The sequence below is a fragment of the Streptomyces sp. NPDC053542 genome, from assembly GCF_044544685.1.
Classification (GTDB): Bacteria; Actinomycetota; Actinomycetes; order Streptomycetales; family Streptomycetaceae; genus Streptomyces.
In genome coordinates this window covers 1-16,518 of sequence record NZ_JBITXL010000009.1, presented here as the reverse complement: position 1 = coordinate 16,518, position 16,518 = coordinate 1, and the positions used below count along the sequence as shown (strand labels likewise).

Annotated in this window: 13 protein-coding genes, 1 pseudogene and 1 riboswitch; of the genes and pseudogenes, 3 read left to right on the top strand and 11 right to left on the bottom strand. The window is 70.0% G+C overall.

The annotated features are described in order from the left end of the window. Positions 1-351: 351 nt before the first annotated feature. Both ACIGXO_RS24580 and ACIGXO_RS24575 read left to right on the top strand, forming a co-directional pair. Positions 352-936 (top strand): hypothetical protein, encoded by a 585-nt coding sequence (locus ACIGXO_RS24580; RefSeq protein WP_399790703.1) that lies wholly within the window; start codon positions 352-354, stop codon positions 934-936. Between the two features lie 372 nt (positions 937-1,308). Continuing rightward, positions 1,309-1,515: a DUF5999 family protein gene (locus ACIGXO_RS24575; protein ID WP_030263889.1), complete on the top strand. Its 207-nt coding sequence runs from the start codon at positions 1,309-1,311 to the stop codon at positions 1,513-1,515. Between the two features lie 133 nt (positions 1,516-1,648). Here the strand turns inward: ACIGXO_RS24575 and gcvP are convergent, their stop codons facing one another. After that, positions 1,649-4,534 (bottom strand): aminomethyl-transferring glycine dehydrogenase, encoded by a 2,886-nt coding sequence (gene gcvP, locus ACIGXO_RS24570; protein ID WP_399790699.1) that lies wholly within the window; start codon positions 4,532-4,534, stop codon positions 1,649-1,651. A 189-nt stretch (positions 4,535-4,723) separates the two neighbouring features. Next, positions 4,724-4,821, bottom strand: a riboswitch (glycine riboswitch). Between the two features lie 62 nt (positions 4,822-4,883). Between gcvP and ACIGXO_RS24565 the strand changes: the two genes are divergently transcribed. Beyond that, positions 4,884-5,348, top strand: a complete 465-nt coding sequence (locus ACIGXO_RS24565; RefSeq protein ID WP_399790696.1) for a PRC-barrel domain-containing protein — start codon at positions 4,884-4,886, stop codon at positions 5,346-5,348. Positions 5,349-5,488: 140 nt separating this feature from the next. Here ACIGXO_RS24565 and ACIGXO_RS24560 read toward each other — a convergent pair. The 10 genes and pseudogenes from ACIGXO_RS24560 to ACIGXO_RS24515 form a co-directional block, all read right to left on the bottom strand. Beyond that, positions 5,489-6,844 (bottom strand): annotated as a pseudogene (locus tag ACIGXO_RS24560) (DNA polymerase IV); the annotation flags it as partial. 120 nt (positions 6,845-6,964) lie between these two features. Further along, a complete protein-coding gene (locus tag ACIGXO_RS24555; protein WP_399790694.1) occupies positions 6,965-7,582 on the bottom strand; it encodes a MerR family transcriptional regulator in 618 nt (205 codons plus the stop codon). Positions 7,583-7,801: 219 nt separating this feature from the next. Then, positions 7,802-8,275, bottom strand: coding sequence for a bifunctional nuclease family protein (locus tag ACIGXO_RS24550; RefSeq protein ID WP_030263902.1), 474 nt, complete (start codon positions 8,273-8,275; stop codon positions 7,802-7,804). 74 nt (positions 8,276-8,349) lie between these two features. Then, on the bottom strand, positions 8,350-9,099 hold the full coding sequence (locus ACIGXO_RS24545; RefSeq protein WP_399790691.1) for a MerR family transcriptional regulator: 750 nt from the start codon (positions 9,097-9,099) through the stop codon (positions 8,350-8,352). Positions 9,100-9,116: 17 nt separating this feature from the next. Further along, entirely contained in the window at positions 9,117-9,986 is an 870-nt protein-coding gene (locus tag ACIGXO_RS24540; protein WP_399790688.1) for an FHA domain-containing protein, read from the bottom strand. A 106-nt stretch (positions 9,987-10,092) separates the two neighbouring features. After that, positions 10,093-11,019, bottom strand: coding sequence for a DUF881 domain-containing protein (locus tag ACIGXO_RS24535; RefSeq protein ID WP_399790685.1), 927 nt, complete (start codon positions 11,017-11,019; stop codon positions 10,093-10,095). Between the two features lie 692 nt (positions 11,020-11,711). Next, positions 11,712-12,044, bottom strand: a complete 333-nt coding sequence (locus ACIGXO_RS24530; RefSeq protein ID WP_003984969.1) for a small basic family protein — start codon at positions 12,042-12,044, stop codon at positions 11,712-11,714. Continuing rightward, positions 12,041-12,958, bottom strand: coding sequence for a DUF881 domain-containing protein (locus tag ACIGXO_RS24525; protein ID WP_399790682.1), 918 nt, complete (start codon positions 12,956-12,958; stop codon positions 12,041-12,043). The genes ACIGXO_RS24530 and ACIGXO_RS24525 overlap by 4 nt, the downstream gene beginning before the upstream one ends. 86 nt (positions 12,959-13,044) lie before the next feature. Then, a complete protein-coding gene (locus ACIGXO_RS24520; protein ID WP_399790679.1) occupies positions 13,045-15,540 on the bottom strand; it encodes a sugar phosphate nucleotidyltransferase in 2,496 nt (831 codons plus the stop codon). 112 nt (positions 15,541-15,652) lie between these two features. Then, positions 15,653-16,261, bottom strand: a complete 609-nt coding sequence (locus tag ACIGXO_RS24515; protein ID WP_399790676.1) for a CDP-alcohol phosphatidyltransferase family protein — start codon at positions 16,259-16,261, stop codon at positions 15,653-15,655. Positions 16,262-16,518: the final 257 nt, after the last annotated feature.

Sequence of the window (16,518 nt, the reverse complement as noted above, 5' to 3'; positions counted from 1 at the left end):
CAAAGCACGATGACATCAGGCCGACCGCGTCGCCGGGGTAATCCGAGGTCCATGGAGCGGCGGGGTGCATAATTGCATCGAAAACACCGTGGAGAACGGGCCGTAATACGACTTGCCAAAAATCTCCGTCAGCGGTAGTCGAAACAAGCACTGAACACCTGTCGTATAAACTTCGTGGACGAGGCAGAGAGTTGGCGCCCAGCTAGCGGGGCATTTCCGAGGCTGAGGCACAGCGGCTGACACCCCCGCCGGGCCATGGCCCCGGTCGGCCACGCTCTGCTCCCGCCTGCTGACAGCGCCGTCCGCACTTGCCCAGCACCACCGTGTCTCCCAAGTGAGAGGCGACCCACCATGCCGCTGCATGTACCCCCTGCTCCTGCTCCCGCCCTGCGCAGCGTCCTCACCGCCCTCGGCTCTCCTGCCGCCGTACGTGAGGCCCCGACCCCCGCCCTCCGTGTCCACCAGGGGCCCCTGCGTCCCGAACGCCCCCTGCCCGTCCATGTGCTCGACGACGTCTCCCGTCGCGGCACCCCGCGTACCCGCCTGACCGGCTGGCGATTCCTCATCCGCGGCGGCGAGCACGCGCTGGCCACGGCGGACGCCATGCTCACGCCGGACGGCTGGGCGTTCTCGCACTTCGGCGAGGGTCCGTACGTGTCCGCGATCGAACGGGCCCTGCACCAGGCCGAATCCATGCCCGCCGCGTACCAGCCACGGCTGCTGTCCGTACCGGAGCTGTACATGCTCACGCTGTGGCTGCACGAGGACATCACGGCGGACGGCGCCGAGGGCTGCCCGGGGGCGGGGGACCTGTTGGTCCCACTGGCCCCGGCTCCCCCCGGTATCGCCGCCCACCGTCCGCACCGTGTCGCCGAGCTTCTGTCCCGTCTCACGCTCCGCCTCACGCCCGCGTCCCTTATGAGCTCGCCGGCCTAGGGGCCCCGGACGCGGCGTCCCTCGAAGCGCCGCGTACCGGACGGGTTCCGATTCGCCGGAGTGCGCCCCGCGGTTCTCCTCGCCGCGGGGCGCACTGCTGTCCGGTGGGCGCCCCGAACGCATCGTTCCGCCGGGTGACTAGCCCACAATGACCAGTCGAGACCACCCAAAGGTGCGCTACGAGAGGCGGCAACCGCCCGCACGGGTGATGCGTCTTCATCCAGTAAGTACCGCTGCTGCGAAATCCCTGCGGAATCACGTCCGTAGGGCAACACTGGGAGCGAACTACCGAACGGGGGGAGCGGCGAAATGAACAGTGCATCGAGCCGCAGGAAGACGTCCACCACCACACCGCAGCGAAAGACAGCATCCATGTGCCAGCACCAGCCACCGTGTCCGTCAGCAGAGTCCGCCGACCGGGAGGCCGCCCATCTCGTGGCGCACCACCCGGAGCAGGGCTGGAGCCTGTTGTGCAACGGCGTCCTCCTCTTCGAGGACACCGGTGAGCTCCTGCCGGACGGGCAGGTCATCGACCCGCACCGGCCGATGGGCACCGGGCAGGTCGTCACCGCAGCCTGACGCGGTGAGCGGGAAGTACGAGCAGGGCCCCCGGCGGAGAGATCGCCGAGGGCCCTTTGACGTGCCGGGACGCTTCAGGGAGCGCCCTCCGTCAGCTCGGGGAGCGCCGCCTCAGGAGGCGCGCCCGCCGCCGTCAGCCGTCGTAGTCCTCCAGCGGCGGGCAGGAGCACACGAGGTTGCGGTCGCCGTAGGCACCGTCGATGCGGCGCACCGGCGGCCAGTACTTGGCCGCGGCGTCCACGCCGGCCGGGTGCACGGCTTCCTCACGGGTGTACGGGTGGGTCCACTCGCCGGTGAGGGAGGCCGCGGTGTGCGGGGCGTTGCGCAGCGGGTTGTCCTCCTTGTCCCACTCCCCCGTGCCGACCTTCTCGATCTCCGCGCGGATGGCGATCATCGCGTCGCAGAAACGGTCCAGTTCGGCGAGGTCCTCGCTCTCGGTCGGCTCGATCATGAGCGTGCCGGCCACGGGGAAGGACATCGTCGGCGCGTGGAAGCCGTAGTCGATCAGGCGCTTGGCGACGTCGTCGATGCTGACGCCGGTGGCCTTGGTCAGCGGCCGTACGTCGATGATGCACTCGTGCGCGACCAGGCCGCCGGGGCCGGTGTAGAGCACCGGGTAGTGCGGCTCCAGGCGCTTGGCGATGTAGTTCGCGGAGAGCACCGCGACCTGGGTGGCGCGCTTGAGGCCCTCGCCGCCCATGAGGCGGACGTACGCCCACGAGATCGGCAGGATGCCGGCCGAGCCCCAGGGCGCCGCGGAGATCGGGCCGACGCCGGTCTCGGGGCCCGCGGTGGGCTGCAGCGGGTGGTTGGGGAGGTACGGCGCGAGATGCGCGCGCACGCCGACCGGGCCGACGCCCGGACCGCCGCCGCCGTGCGGGATGCAGAAGGTCTTGTGCAGGTTCAGGTGCGAGACGTCGCCGCCGAACTTGCCCGGCTCGGCGACGCCGACCAGCGCGTTCAGGTTGGCGCCGTCGACGTAGACCTGACCGCCCGCGTCGTGCACGGCCGCGCAGATCTGGGTGATGTGCTCCTCGAACACGCCGTGCGTGGACGGGTAGGTGACCATCAGGACGGCCAGCTCGTCACGGTACTGCTCGATCTTGGCGTGCAGGTCGTCGGCGTCGACCTCGCCGTCCTCGCCGGTCTTGACGACGACGACCTTCATGCCGGCCATCACGGCGCTGGCGGCGTTGGTGCCGTGCGCGGAGGACGGGATGAGGCAGACGGTGCGCTGCTCGTCGCCGTTGGCGCGGTGGTACGCGCGGACCGCCAGCAGGCCCGCGAGCTCGCCCTGGGAACCGGCGTTGGGCTGCAGCGAGACCTTGTCGTAGCCGGTGACGACGGCGAGGCGCTCCTCCAGCTCCTGGATGAGGGTGAGGTACCCCTGCGCCTGGTCGACCGGCGCGAAGGGGTGCAGCTGGCCGAACTGCGGCCAGGTCACCGGCTCCATCTCGGTGGTCGCGTTCAGCTTCATCGTGCAGGAGCCGAGCGGGATCATGCCGCGGTCCAGCGCGTAGTCGCGGTCGGCGAGGGTGCGCAGGTAGCGCAGCATCGCGGTCTCGGAGCGGTACTGGTGGAAGACCGGGTGCGCGAGGTAGTCGTCGCTGCGCAGCAGGGACTCGGGCAGCGCGTCGGCGGCGGCCGCGTCCAGCTGCTCGATGTCGCCCTGGACGCCGAAGGCGCCGAGCACGGCGGTGAGCTGGGCGCGCCCGGTGGTCTCGTCACAGGCGATGCCTACGAGGTCGGCGTCGACGTGGCGGAGGTTGACGCCGGCCTCGCGGGCGGCGGCGACGATCTCGGCGGCACGGCCGGGGACCCGCGCGGTGAGGGTGTCGAAGTACGTGCCGTGCACGACCTCGATGCCGCCGGCGCGGAGGCCCTCGGCGAGGACGGCTGCGTAGCGGTGGGTACGGCGGGCGATGGCGGCGAGACCCTCGGGGCCGTGGTAGACGGCGTACATGCCGGCCATGACGGCGAGGAGGACCTGCGCGGTGCAGATGTTGCTGGTGGCCTTCTCGCGGCGGATGTGCTGCTCGCGGGTCTGCAGGGCCAGGCGGTACGCCTTGTTGCCGTCGGCGTCGACGGAGACGCCGACCAGGCGGCCGGGGAGGCTGCGGGCGAACTTCTCCCGGACGGCCATGAAGCCGGCGTGCGGGCCGCCGAAGCCCATCGGCACACCGAAGCGCTGCGTCGTGCCGACCGCGATGTCGGCGCCGAGCTCGCCGGGCGAGGTGAGCAGGGTCAGCGCCAGGAGGTCGGCGGCGACGGTCACGATCGCGCCAAGTTCGTGAGCCTGTTCGATCAGGGCGCGGGGGTCGCGGACCGCGCCGGAGGCGCCGGGGTACTGCAGCAGCACTCCGAAGACGCCGCGCTCGGCGATCTCGGCGGGGATGCCGTCGCTCAGGTCGGCGACGACGACCTCGACGCCGGTGGGCTCGGCGCGGGTCTCTATGACGGCGACGGTCTGCGGCAGACAGTCGGCGTCGACGAGGAAGACGCCCTTCTTGACCTTGCCGACGCGGCGGGAGAGCGCCATGGCCTCGGCGGCCGCGGTGCCCTCGTCCAGCAGCGAGGCGCCCGAGGTGGGCAGCCCGGTGAGGTCGGCGACCATGGTCTGGAAGTTGAGCAGGGCCTCCAGCCGGCCCTGCGAGATCTCCGGCTGGTACGGGGTGTACGCGGTGTACCAGGCCGGGTTCTCCATGACGTTGCGCAGGATGACCGGCGGCGTGAACGTGCCGTAGTACCCCAGGCCGATCATGGAGGAGAGCACACGGTTGCGGTCCGCGAGGCCCCGCAGCTCGTCCAGGACCTCCGCTTCGGTACGGCCCTGGGGCAGGTCGAGCGCCTCGGCGCTCTTGATCACGTCGGGGACGGCGGCCGCGGTCAGCTCGTCCAGCGAGCCGAAGCCGATGTGCGCGAGCATCTTCGCCTGGGCCGCCTGGTCGGGGCCGATGTGGCGCTGCTCGAACGGGGTGCCGCGCTCCAGCTCGGTCAACGAGATGCGGTTGGTGGTCATCTGCGGGGGCCTCCTGGTCTCTGGGACCTACGAGGGGCACCACGGCGCTGGTGCCCGGACGGCCTCCCCCTCTGTCATCTCAACCTGAGAGCTTCACCGGAACGCACGCAGTGTCCGGTTTTCACCGTCGGTGAGGAGGGGCTCCCGGCACAGCACTGGTCCGTGGCCCACCCTGCTTTCCAGAGTGATCTCGTCCGCGCGGTACAGGTGCCTGAGAGATTCCGGGGAGGAGTTGCTCCTTCGGCGCCTCCGGCCCGGGGGTCGGAGAGCTCTCCCGCACGGGGTCATCGATCGCTGACCAGCCTACCAGCGCGACTGCTCGGCATCCCTCGAGTGGCCAGGGTGGGAAATGTGCCGTTTCGTTGGGTGCAGAGGACAGTTCCAGCAGGTAGGAGGAACAGTGCAGACCGATATCGATCCACGCAGTCTGATCGGCCGCAAGGCGTTCGACCGGCACGGCACCAAGATCGGCACCGTCGACGAGGTGTACCTGGACGACGCCACCGGCGAGCCGGAGTGGGCGGCGGTCCGTACGGGGCTTTTCAGCCGGGACGCGTTCGTGCCGCTGGAGCCGAGCCGGCTGGTCGACGACGCGCTGCACGTGCCGTACGAGCGGAAGCTGATCAAGGACGCGCCGGACTTCGGAGTGGGCCGCCACCTCTCACCGGAGCAGGAACTGCAGCTCTACCACCACTACCGGCTGGATATCTCCGCCACGGACGCGGAGCTCGCCGGGGAGGACGCCGTCGGCCGTCCGGCCGCGGGGTCCGCCGACCGGGACTTCGGCCGGATAGCGGGCTCGTCGGAGGACTGACCGGCAGGCGGGGGCGGCTCCGCGGCTGTCCGATCCATCGGGGCTGTCGGCAGGGCCGGGCCCCCGGCTATGGGCGGGTGCGCGCTCTCCCCGGCCACTGTCCCATCGGCCGCCGGCGGAACGTCCGGACCGCCGCCCACCAGAGGCAGCGCCTCCCCCGGCGTCAGCGCCGGGTCGTCCACCAGGAACGTCCGCACCCGCCCCGGCGCGGACCAGGGCTGCTCGAACCGTACGGTGACCCGCCCCAGGCCGCTTCCCTGGACCCATCCGGGGCCGTACTCGGCATGGACCACGTCCAGGCCCGGCAGCCACTTCCTGGGCCGCTCAGGGGCCTCCTCGGCCTCTTCTGCCGCCCCGTCCTCCGCCGCCCCGGCCGTCGCCCTGGCCTCCTCCATGAGCCGGGCCTCCTCGGCCGCCCGCTCCGTCGCCACCTGCGCGAAGAGGTCCTCCTGCGTGAAGTCGGCGAGGCCGGTCACCCCCACGCCGAGCAGCCGCACCCCGCCCGTCGTGTCGATCAGGTCCAGCAGCCGCCCCGCCGCCTCCCGCACCACCGCGGGGTCGTCCGTCGGCCCGCGCTGCGTCTCGGACCTGGTCAGCGTGGAGAAGTCGTAGTTACGCACCTTCAGCACGACCGTACGGCCCGAGCGTCCGGCCGCGCGCAGCCGCTGTACGCAGCGGTCCGCCAGCCGCATCACCTCGGCACGCACCCTCGTACGGTCGGTGAGGTCCACCTCGAAGGTGTCCTCGACGGAGATCGACTTGGCGTCCCGCTCCGCGACCACCGGCCGGTCGTCCTGGCCCAGCGCCATCGCGTACAGCCCCGTGCCGTGCGCCCGCCCGAGCAGCCGCACCAGCTCCGCCTCGCCGGCCTCGGCGGTCTCCGCGACCGTGTGGATGCCGGCCTTGCGCAGCGCCTCGGCCGTGGCCGGGCCGACGCCCGGCAGCGTCCGCACGGTCATCGGCCCGAGCAGCTCGCGCTCGGTGCCCGGCTCTATCAGTCGCAGGCCGTCCGGCTTGGCCTGCTCGGACGCGATCTTCGCGAGCATCTTGGCGCCCGCGAGGCCCACCGAGCCGGTCAGTCCCGTGACCTCGAGGATGTCGCGGCGCAGCTGCTCCCCCACCGCACGGGCCGATACGGCGTCGTCGGCGACCCCGCCGGCCTCCAGGTCCACGAACGCCTCGTCCAGGCTCAGCGGCTCCACCAGCGGCGACAGCTCGTGCAGCAGCGCCATGACCTTTTCGCTCACCTGGCGGTAGACGTGAAAGCGGGGCGTGAGGTACGCGGCGTTGGGGCAGAGGCGGCGGGCCTGGGCGGTGGGCATGGCCGAGCGGACGCCGAAGACACGGGCCTCGTACGACGCGGTGGAGACGACGCCGCGCCCGCCGATGCCGCCCACCACCACGGGCTTCCCGCGCAGGCTGGGCTTGGCCGCCTGCTCGGCGGCCGCGAAGAACGCATCCATGTCCAGATGCAGGATCGTCGGCGCACGTCTCACGTCACTGATGGTGCCGTACGCCACTGACAATCGGCCGCGCGGCGGGCCGGGAGCGCTCCGGCAGGAGCCGTACGACGGCTTCCGCACTCCGCGTCGTACCGTGCGCCTGCACGTGCCGTTCTAGACCGCGCGGTTCCTCCGGCGGGCCAGCTCGTCGTGGGGATTGTGGCCGATGAGGGTCTCCCCGGTGTCCACGCGCTCTCCGTGCAGCTGGGACAGCCCGGCCTCCACGTCCCGCCAGACCACGCCGACCGCGATACCGAAGACGCCCTGGCCCCCCTGGAGCAGATCGACGACCTCGTCGGGCGAGGTGCACTCGTACACCGTCGCGCCATCGCTCATCAGCGTCATCTGCGCCAGATCGGACAGTTCGCGGGAGGCGAGGTGCTGCACGGCCGTGCGGATGTTCTGCAGCGAGACGCCGGTGTCCAGCAGCCGCTTGACGATCTTCAGGACGACGACGTCCCGGAAGCTGTAGAGCCGCTGGGTGCCCGAGCCGTACGCGGGCCGCACGCTGGGCTCGACCAGACCCGTACGCGCCCAGTAGTCCAGCTGCCGGTAAGTGATCCCCGCGGCGGCACATGCCGTCGGCCCTCGGTATCCGACGGTCTCGCTGCCCGGGCCGGCCGGCTTCCCGGCGGCCTGTGCCGGGGCACGGTTTACCGGGGCACGATTCGCCGCGCCAGTGTGAAGCGGCAATGCCCCTCCCGCCGCCGTACCGTCGCCGGTGATTGCCACGCCGACCTCCGTCCTTCACGTCCCGGACGGGACCTGCCTTATCGACGGTATGCAGTCACTCGGGGTGCGTCAACGATCGCCGCGCTCGCCACGCCGAGTGATAATCACCCTACGAGTGGTTTCACGTGACTTTATGCGGGGAATGTCTGGTGGGTTGTGCGCCGGGTGTGCTGTCGTGCGCCTCGCTCGCTCCCTGACGGCGCGGCGCCCGCTGTGGCGCTACTGGCTGTTGGTGCCGAAGTCCTCGGGCGAGATCTGATCGAGGAACTCGCGGAACTTCTCCACCTCGTCCTCCTGCTCATCCGGGATCGCGATGCCGGCATCGTCCAGCACCCCGTCGGTCCCGTAGATCGGCGTACCCGTGCGCAGCGCCAGCGCTATGGCGTCGGACGGGCGGGCGCTGACCTCCACGCCACTGGCGAAGACCAGCTCGGCGTAGAAGACACCTTCCCGCAGGTCCGTGATGCGCACCTGGGACAGCTCCTGGCCCACCGCCTCCAGCACGTCCTTGAACAGGTCGTGCGTCAGCGGCCTGGCAGGGGCCATGCCCTGCTGGGCGAAGGCGATGGCGGTCGCCTCGCCGGGCCCGATCCAAATGGGCAGGTAGCGGTCGCCTCCCACCTCGCGCAACAGCACGATTGGTTGGTTGGAAGGCATTTCCACCCGGACACCCACGACGTCGAGCTCGTTCACACAGCAACCCTAGGACGTGCCCGGCCGGTTTGGGTAGTCGGGCACCCCCTCGGCGGGGGTGACCGCACCCAAGGTCACGGCAGCCGGACGTGGAGGGCGGCCTGGACCAAGGCCGCATGAAGTCGTACGGAGAGCGTGGCCAGCTCCCTGGCCGTGGCCTCCGCATGGGCCCTGGTCTGCGGGTTGCGGTGCCGCTTCAGCGGCGCCACGACCTGCTCGATCAGGCCCGCCTCGCGCTCCGCGGCGGCCTTCACCGCCCGCAGATGACGCGCTTCCAGGCCGAAGCGGCCGAGCTCGGCGACGAGCTTGGCGACCGCCACGGCTTCGATGCCGTACCCGCCGTCGGACGCCGGGGCGAGCAGACCGTACGCCTCCCAGTCCGCGAGCTCGGACTCGTCCACCTCAGTGGCGGCGAGCAGCTCGTCGCGGCCGATCCGGGCGGCCGTCGGATGCTCACCGGACGACTCCTGTACACCGTCCAGGAACTCCCCGGGCGCCGAGGCTGGCGCCGGGAGCTGCACGTCCTCACCGCGCGCCACGGCGTCCAGGTGCTCGCGGATGACCTTCAGCGGCAGGTAGTGGTCGCGCTGCATCCGCAGCACGCCCGCCAGCCGCTCGACGTCCTCGGTGCTGAACTTGCGGTACCCGGACGGCGTACGCTGCGGCTCGACCAGGCCCTCGGACTCCAGGAAGCGGATCTTGGAGATCGTGACCTCGGGGAATTCGTCGCGCAGCAGATTGAGCACCGTACCGATGCTCACCAGCTCGCCGCCCGCGGCGGCGGTGCCGGAGGAACCGGCACCGCCGGACGGTGTGTGGTGCATGTGCCTTCCCTGGCCGGTCAGATGCCGACGCCCCGCTGGCTCGCGTAGAAGACCAGGCGGAACTTGCCGATCTGCACCTCGTCGCCGTTCGCCAGCGGAACGGAGTCGATCCGCTCACGGTTGACGTAGGTGCCGTTCAGGCTGCCGACGTCCCTGACGGTGAAGCTGCCGTCCTGACCGCGGTGGAATTCCACATGGCTGCGGGAGACCGTCACGTCGTCCAGGAAGATGTCACTCTGCGGATGACGGCCCGCCGTGGTCAGCTCACCGTCCAGCAGGAAGCGGCTGCCGGAATTGGGGCCCCGGCGCACGACGAGGAGCGCGGAGCCGAGCGGCAGCGCGTCCACGGCGGCCTGGGCCTCGGGGGACAGCGAAGGCATCGGGGTCTGCCCCGTCGACTCCGCGTCATACGCCTCGATACCCGAAATGGAGATGGTCGAGGTCGTCTCGGAGGGACGCTCGGCCTGCCCACCGGCGCGCAGCGGCGCGCCGCAGTTGGAGCAGAACCGGCTCGCCTCGGCATTGCGGTGCCCGCACCTCGTACAAACCGGCAAGGCGGACCCTCCACCCGTAGCGGCTGATGGTTCCTGGAAACCTATGGGGCCGGACGCGGCAGGGTCAACAGAACCGGGCTGCTGACCTCCGGAAGTACCACCGGCCGGACCTGCCACCTCGTCACGGAAGAGCGGGCGCTCCTCATTGGACGCCGGCTCACCTGACTGCCGTGGCGCGGCGTGCCGCGCAGAGGCTTCGGCGCCTTCCTTGCGGTCACTCTTGCCGAACAGCTTCGCAAAAAAACTCACGGGCGATTCCCCTTGAACGAAACAGACCCGCCCGTGGGGCAGGACGAACCCTCGATGCACACACCGGCCGATCCGGACATCCATTCAACGTCCGTGGCCTTCACACAGTTTCCACCACGCACCACTTGTGCGGTGCGCCGACCCCCGGCTACCTCATGCCCCGTCGCACGCCTCGCCATACGTTCCCGCCTCACTGCGACGACGACCGCGCGTAGTCGGGCCGTTCCGCCTTGCGCAAGGCGTCCACGACGATCTTGTTCTGCCGGGTCACAGACACCGTGGCCTGCTCCTTCTCCAATGTCTGAACCACTCCGCCGGGAATGTTCAGGGCCGGCTCCAGGTCCTCGGGCTTGCCGATGACCTTGAAGCGGAACGGCTGCACGACCCGCTTCCCGTCGATCTCCACGCCGCCCCGCACGTCCGAGACGTAGGTGTTCGCCACGACACGGACGTCGTTGACCTGAATGGCCTCCGCACCGGCCGCGCGCAGCTCCTGGATCGTGTCCAGGAGCTTGTCCGCCTCGACGGAGCGGGACGGGTCGTCGATCGTGAGCGAGATGCCGGGCCCCTCGGCCGCCACCGTACCGGCCAGCACCCCGAGCTGCTGTTCTTTTTCCACCGTCTGCTTACGGGCCTCCTCGGCCTGGTCCGAACTGTTCTCCAGCTCGGTCTTCTGGCCTTCCAACCGCCGCTGCTCGTCCTCCAGGCGCTGCGAGCGGTCATCGAGCTCGTCAAGGATGCGCACCAGGTCCTCCTGGCGCGCTCCGCGCAGCGCACTGCTGTCACTGGTGGAACGTACCTGAATAGCGAGCCCCAGCCCGAGAATGAACAGCAGTACCGCGGCAATCAATTGAGCCCGGTTCAGGCGCGGCGGCCACAGACCGGCTTTCAGCCGCTCCCGGCCGGTGAGCTGGGGCGCGTCTTCGGGGCCCGGACGCGCCGCGGACGGCTGACCGGACACGGGAGGCTGCGCGGGCCCTACGGGGCCGCGCTGCTCCGCACCGGATGCCGCGGCGGCCGCGGGACGGCCGCCCTGAGGTCCTGCCGACGCGCCACCGGGACGGCCCTGCTGCGGCCCCTGAGGAGGCGCGCCGGGCCCCTGCCGCTCGGGCGGCATGGGGAACCGCCCAGCGGGCCCGGAACGGCCGTCGGGGGCCTGCGGACGCCCTTGCCCGGGCCCTTGCACAGGCCCTTGCGGCCGCCCCCGTACGGGGCCGTGCGCGCCATGGGGGCCGGCCTGGCCGCCCCTCTGAGGGCGCGCCTGCGGCCCTCCTTGCGGGCGGCCCTGCACCGGGTGCGGCGGACGGCCCTGAGCGGGCCCCTGGGGGCCGCCCTGTCCTTGTACGGGGCGCGGCGGGCGCCCTTGGGCGGGGCCCTGCAAGGGGCCTTGCAGACGGCCGGGGCCGGGACGCTGCGTACGGCCTTCGCCGGGCTCCCCCTTCGGGGCCTGCGCGGCCGCCCCCTGAGCGGCGTCCGCCTCGTCCGACCTGCGCGTCACCGGCTTCTCGGGCGCGCCGGCACGCTCCCCCTCGTCGGGCTTACCGGACTTCTCGGGCGCCTTGGGCGTTTCGCGACGCTCCGGGACATCGTCACCCTTGGGAGTGTCGCGGTCTTCTGACGGCTCGCCACTTTCCGGCGCCGTGGGACGTTTCTGCGCCGCACCGCCCTCAGCAGGTGCGGCCTCGTCACGCCCGGCCGTCCGGTCGTTCTCAGGCGACGCGGCGCGCTCCTGCGAGTCCTCGCGCCCCTGCGCCTCGTCACGCTCGTTGCGCTCGTCGTGCTTGTCGTGCTCGTCGGATGCCATTGGTCTCACGCCCTGAACACGTGCCGGCGGATCGCGGCGGCGTTGGAGAAGATGCGGATGCCGAGCACTACGACCACACCGGTGGAGAGTTGGGCACCGACGCCCAGCTTGTCCCCGAGGAAGACGATGAGTGCGGCGACCACCACATTGGACAGGAAGGAGACGACAAAGACCTTGTCGTCGAAAATGCCGTCCAGCATCGCCCTCAGACCGCCGAACACGGCGTCCAGCGCCGCGACGACAGCGATCGGCAGGTAGGGCTCGACCACCGTCGGCACCACGGGGCGGACGACAAGTCCGACCACGACTCCCACGATGAGGCCCAGTACGGCGATCACGATGTGCCCTTCCCTGTGTCGGTGCCGCCCGGCTGCGCGGCACCGGTCTTCGGCTGTGCGGTACGTACGATCAAGCTCGGCGCGGGCGGCAGCGTGAGGTCACCCTCGGTGGAAATCCTGGTGCGGACGCCGTAGTTCTGCTGGAGCACATGCAGGTACTGGCCGTCGGCGCTGTCCTGGAACGTGGTGCTCAGCCGCTGCCCGTCCCCCACCGCCAGCACCGTATACGGAGGCGCCAGCGGTTTGTTGTCGACCAGTATGGCGTCTCCCGCCGCCCTGATCGCCGAGAGGGACGTGAGGCGCTGCCCATTGACGGAGATGGCCTCGGCACCGGATTCCCACAGGCCGTTGACCACCCGTTGCATGTCCCGGTCGCGCACCCGCCCGGTGTCGGAGAAGCCGGTGCTCTCGCGGGGACCGCCACTGCCGGTCTCCGCCTCCTTGGCGTCGTCCACGACCAGCTTCACCCCGGGTCCGGTGACCTGCGTGGAGCCGGACAGCAGCGCCAGCAGGTCGGCCCGTTCACCGTCGCTCTTCTTGAGCGCCTTGCGCTGCATGTCGCCGACGTCCTCCCGGAGCGAGTCGACGTGCCGCTGCAGTTTGTCGGCCTTGTCGGTGCCCTGGTCGATCCGGGCGATGAGCTCCTCGCGCTCCTTCGCCATGGTCGGTGCTGATATCCGCGCCTGCGCCGCACCCACCGTGACGACCACGGCCGCGAGGACCAGCCCGGCCGCGAGGCCCAACTTGGCCCGCAGCGTACGGGGCAGGCCCCCGGCCGTCGCCGCCTTACGGGCCGCCGCTTCGGCGTACCCGTCATCGAGGCTGTGCTCCATGACATTGGTCAGCAGCGACATGGAGGCATCGGGGCGCGGAGCGTATCCGGGGCTGCTCCGTTCGGGGTGCTGCTGCGACATGCCGCACATCGTCGCACGTCGGCGGCGCGGTCACCCAATGGCCCCACCGGCGCGCCGAATCGGACGCGCCGGCGGGGACACCAGGGTCAGCGGCCCGCGCTGTCCACGACGGACGCCCACTCGTCCAGCAGCTGCTGCGCGGAGGCGTCGTCAGGGCCCTCCGCCCACAGGTGCGTGACCGCCTCGGCCGGGTCGGGCAGCACCAGCACCCACCGCCCGTCGGCCTCGACGATCCGCACGCCGTCCGTGGTGTCCACGGAACGGTCGCCGGCCGCCTCCACCACGTGCCGCATGACGAGCCCCTTGACCGCCCAGGGCGTCGCCAGGTCGCGCTTGAGGACATGGGCACGCGGGATACGCGCGTCGATCTGGCTCAGCGTGAGCTGGGTACGAGCCACCAGGCCGATCAGCCGGACGAACGCGGCCGAGCCGTCGAAGACGCTCGCGAACTCCGGGACGATGAAGCCGCCCCGGCCGTCGCCACCGAAAATGGTGTCGTCCGCCCTGCCCACCCGGGTCAGGTCGTCGGGCGACGTGGTCGTCCACTCCACCTGAGTACCGTGGTACGCCGCCACCTGCTCGGCGATACGGGTCGTGGTCACGGGCAGCGCCACCCGCCCGCTGCGCCGCTCGGCGGCCACCAGGTCCAGCATGACCAACAGGGCGCGATCGTCCTCGATGATCCGCCCCCGCTCGTCAACGAGGGACAGCCGCTCACCCACCGGGTCGAAGCGCACCCCGAAGGCCGCGCGCGCCGACGCGACGATCTCGCCCAGCCGAACGAGGCCGGACCGCCGCGCGTCCTCGGTCTCCGTGGGCCGCGACTCGTCGAGGCCGGGGTTGATCGTCAGGGAATCCACCCCGAGCCGACCCAGCAGGCTCGGCAGCACCAGACCGGCGCTGCCGTTCGAAGCGTCCACGACGACCTTGAGGCCGGCCTCCGCGATCCCGGTCGTGTCCACGGAGCGCAGCAGCGAACCCGTATACGAGTCGAAGACGCTGGACGGGAAGTGCAGATCACCGATCTCGCCGGGGAAGGCGCGACGGTACTCCTGGCGGGCGTACACCCGGTCGAGCTTGCGCTGCCCGCCCTGAGAGAGGTCCGCGCCCCGCTCGTCGAAGAACATGATGTCCACGGAGTCCGGCACACCGGGCGTCGTACGGACCATGATGCCGCCGGCGCTGCCCCTGGCTGTCTGCTGACGGGCCACCGGCAGCGGCACGTTCTCGAGGTCTCGTACGTCGATGGCGCTCGCCTGCAGCGCGGAGATCACCGCACGCTTCAGCGCCCGGGCACCACGTGAGTGGTCCCGCGCCGTGGTGACCGAGGAACCTTTCTTCAGGGTCGTCGCATACGCGCCCGCGAGCCGTACCGCCAGCTCGGGCGTGATCTCCACGTTCAGAATTCCGGAAACGCCGCGGGCGCCGAAAAGGTGCGCCTGACCGCGGGACTCCCAGATCACCGAGGTGTTGACGAACGCGCCCGCTTCGATCGTCTTGAACGGATAGACGCGGACGTTCCCCTGGACAATCGATTCCTCACCGATGAGGCACTCGTCGCCGATGACGGCGCCGTCCTCGATGCGGGCCGCCCGCATCACATCGGTGTTCTTCCCGATCACGCAGCCGCGGAGGTTGCACTGCTCCCCGATGTACACGTTGTCGTGCACCACCGCCTTGTGCAGGAACGCGCCGCTCTTCACGACGACATTCGAGCCGACGACGGTGTGCTCACGCAGTTCTACGCCGGCCTCGACCTTCGCGTAGTCGCCGATGTAGAGCGGGCCGCGCAATACGGCGTCCGGGTGAACCTCGGCGCCCTCGGCCACCCACACACCCGGGGACATCTCGAAGCCGTCGATATCGACATCGACTTTCCCCTCGAGGACGTCCGCCTGGGCCTTCACATAACTCTCGTGTGTACCGACATCCTCCCAGTAGCCCTCGGCGACATAGCCGTAGATCGGCTTGCCCTCCTTCATGAGCTGCGGGAAGACATCGCCGGACCAGTCCACCGGAACGTCCGGTTCGACGTAGTCGAAGACCTCCGGCTCCATGACATAAATGCCCGTGTTCACCGTGTCGGAGAAAACCTGACCCCAGGTCGGCTTCTCCAGGAAACGCTCGACCTGACCGTCCTCGTCGACAATCGTGATACCAAACTCCAGCGGATTCGGGACCCGGGTCAGACAGACGGTGACGAGGGCGCCCTTCTCCTTGTGGAAACGGATCAGGTCGGTCAGGTCGAAGTCGGTGAGGGCATCGCCCGAGATCACCAGGAAGGCATCGTCCTTGAGCGCCTCCTCGGCGTTCTTGACGCTGCCGGCGGTGCCGAGCGGTTTTTCTTCATTGGCGTACGTGAGCTCCATGCCGAGCTCTTCACCGTCGCCGAAATAGTTTTTTACCAGCGAGGCCAGAAATTGCACCGTCACTACGGTTTCACTGAGGCCATGCCGTTTCAACAGCCGCAGCACGTGCTCCATGATCGGCCTGTTTGCCACCGGAAGCAGTGGCTTGGGCATGCTCGAAGTCATGGGCCGAAGGCGTGTACCTTCTCCGCCCGCCATCACAACGGCCTTCATGTCGGAAGCGTCCTCCTCTAAGAGACGACGATCTAGCCGACTTCACCCGCCAGATGGCCCACTTCTCTCGCGTTGGGCACCCGGCCATCGCACGGCTGCCGGTTCGGCGAGCTCAGTCGGCCGCGGCGTCCGCCTTGATGATGCGGCGGACCTGAACCACGTAGAGGATTCCTGCCCACCAGTAGAGCGTTGTACCCCATCCGGCGAACGCCCATCCGAAAATAGCAGCGAGCGTATGCAGCCAGCCACTTCCGTCACTGAGAAGCAGCAAGGGGAACGCATACATCAAGTTGAACGTGGCCGCCTTGCCCAGGAAGTTCACCTGGGGCGGTCCGTACCGGTACCGGCTCAGCCAGCCCACCGCGATCAGCAGCATGAGGTCTCGGGCCAGCAGAGCGATCGTGAGCCACAGCGGAAGGATCTCCCGCCAGGTCAGGCCGACCAACGTGGACAGTATGTACAGCCGGTCGGCCGCCGGATCGAGAATGCGCCCCAGGCTGCTGATCTGATTCCAGCTGCGGGCGAGCTTGCCGTCCAGGTAGTCACTGACGCCGCTCAGAGCCAGCACCAGCAGCGCCCAGCCGTCGGCCTTGGGACCACCGAATTCCGGCCACAGAATCAGCCACAGGAACACGGGTACGCCGACCAGGCGAGCCATGCTCAGAATGTTGGGGATGGTGAGGACGCGATCAGTCTGGATGCGCGTCTCCTGAACCTCCACCCGTGGGCCTCCTGTGGGGAACGTAGCGACGATGCCCCATGACTTTACCTGCCCGGTTCGTCCCCCTGTACCGCGGGCCCCGTATCGGCCGCCGTCAGGCCGGCGCTGAGGCCCGATCATGTCCGGAAACAAACACCGGCCGACAAGCCGGGAACACCAGAAAACAAAAAAGCTCCGGTCCCTGAACCAGAAGGTTCAGGGACCGGAGCTGAAGAATTGTTCGGCGGCGTCCTACTCTCCCACAGGGTCCCCCCTGC

Excerpts from the sequence above, each read along its gene's own strand:
- ACIGXO_RS24520 (WP_399790679.1), bottom strand. The coding sequence starts at position 15,540 with ATGAAGGCCGTTGTGATGGCGGGCGGAGAAGGTACACGCCTTCGGCCC.
- ACIGXO_RS24540 (WP_399790688.1), bottom strand. The coding sequence starts at position 9,986 with ATGGATGTCCGGATCGGCCGGTGTGTGCATCGAGGGTTCGTCCTGCCC.
- ACIGXO_RS24575 (WP_030263889.1), top strand. The coding sequence starts at position 1,309 with ATGTGCCAGCACCAGCCACCGTGTCCGTCAGCAGAGTCCGCCGACCGG.
- ACIGXO_RS24580 (WP_399790703.1), top strand. The coding sequence starts at position 352 with ATGCCGCTGCATGTACCCCCTGCTCCTGCTCCCGCCCTGCGCAGCGTC.
- gcvP (WP_399790699.1), bottom strand. The coding sequence starts at position 4,534 with ATGACCACCAACCGCATCTCGTTGACCGAGCTGGAGCGCGGCACCCCG.
- ACIGXO_RS24535 (WP_399790685.1), bottom strand. The coding sequence starts at position 11,019 with ATGCCGCCCGAGCGGCAGGGGCCCGGCGCGCCTCCTCAGGGGCCGCAG.
- ACIGXO_RS24545 (WP_399790691.1), bottom strand. The coding sequence starts at position 9,099 with ATGCACCACACACCGTCCGGCGGTGCCGGTTCCTCCGGCACCGCCGCC.
- ACIGXO_RS24525 (WP_399790682.1), bottom strand. The coding sequence starts at position 12,958 with ATGTCGCAGCAGCACCCCGAACGGAGCAGCCCCGGATACGCTCCGCGC.
- ACIGXO_RS24565 (WP_399790696.1), top strand. The coding sequence starts at position 4,884 with ATGTGCCGTTTCGTTGGGTGCAGAGGACAGTTCCAGCAGGTAGGAGGA.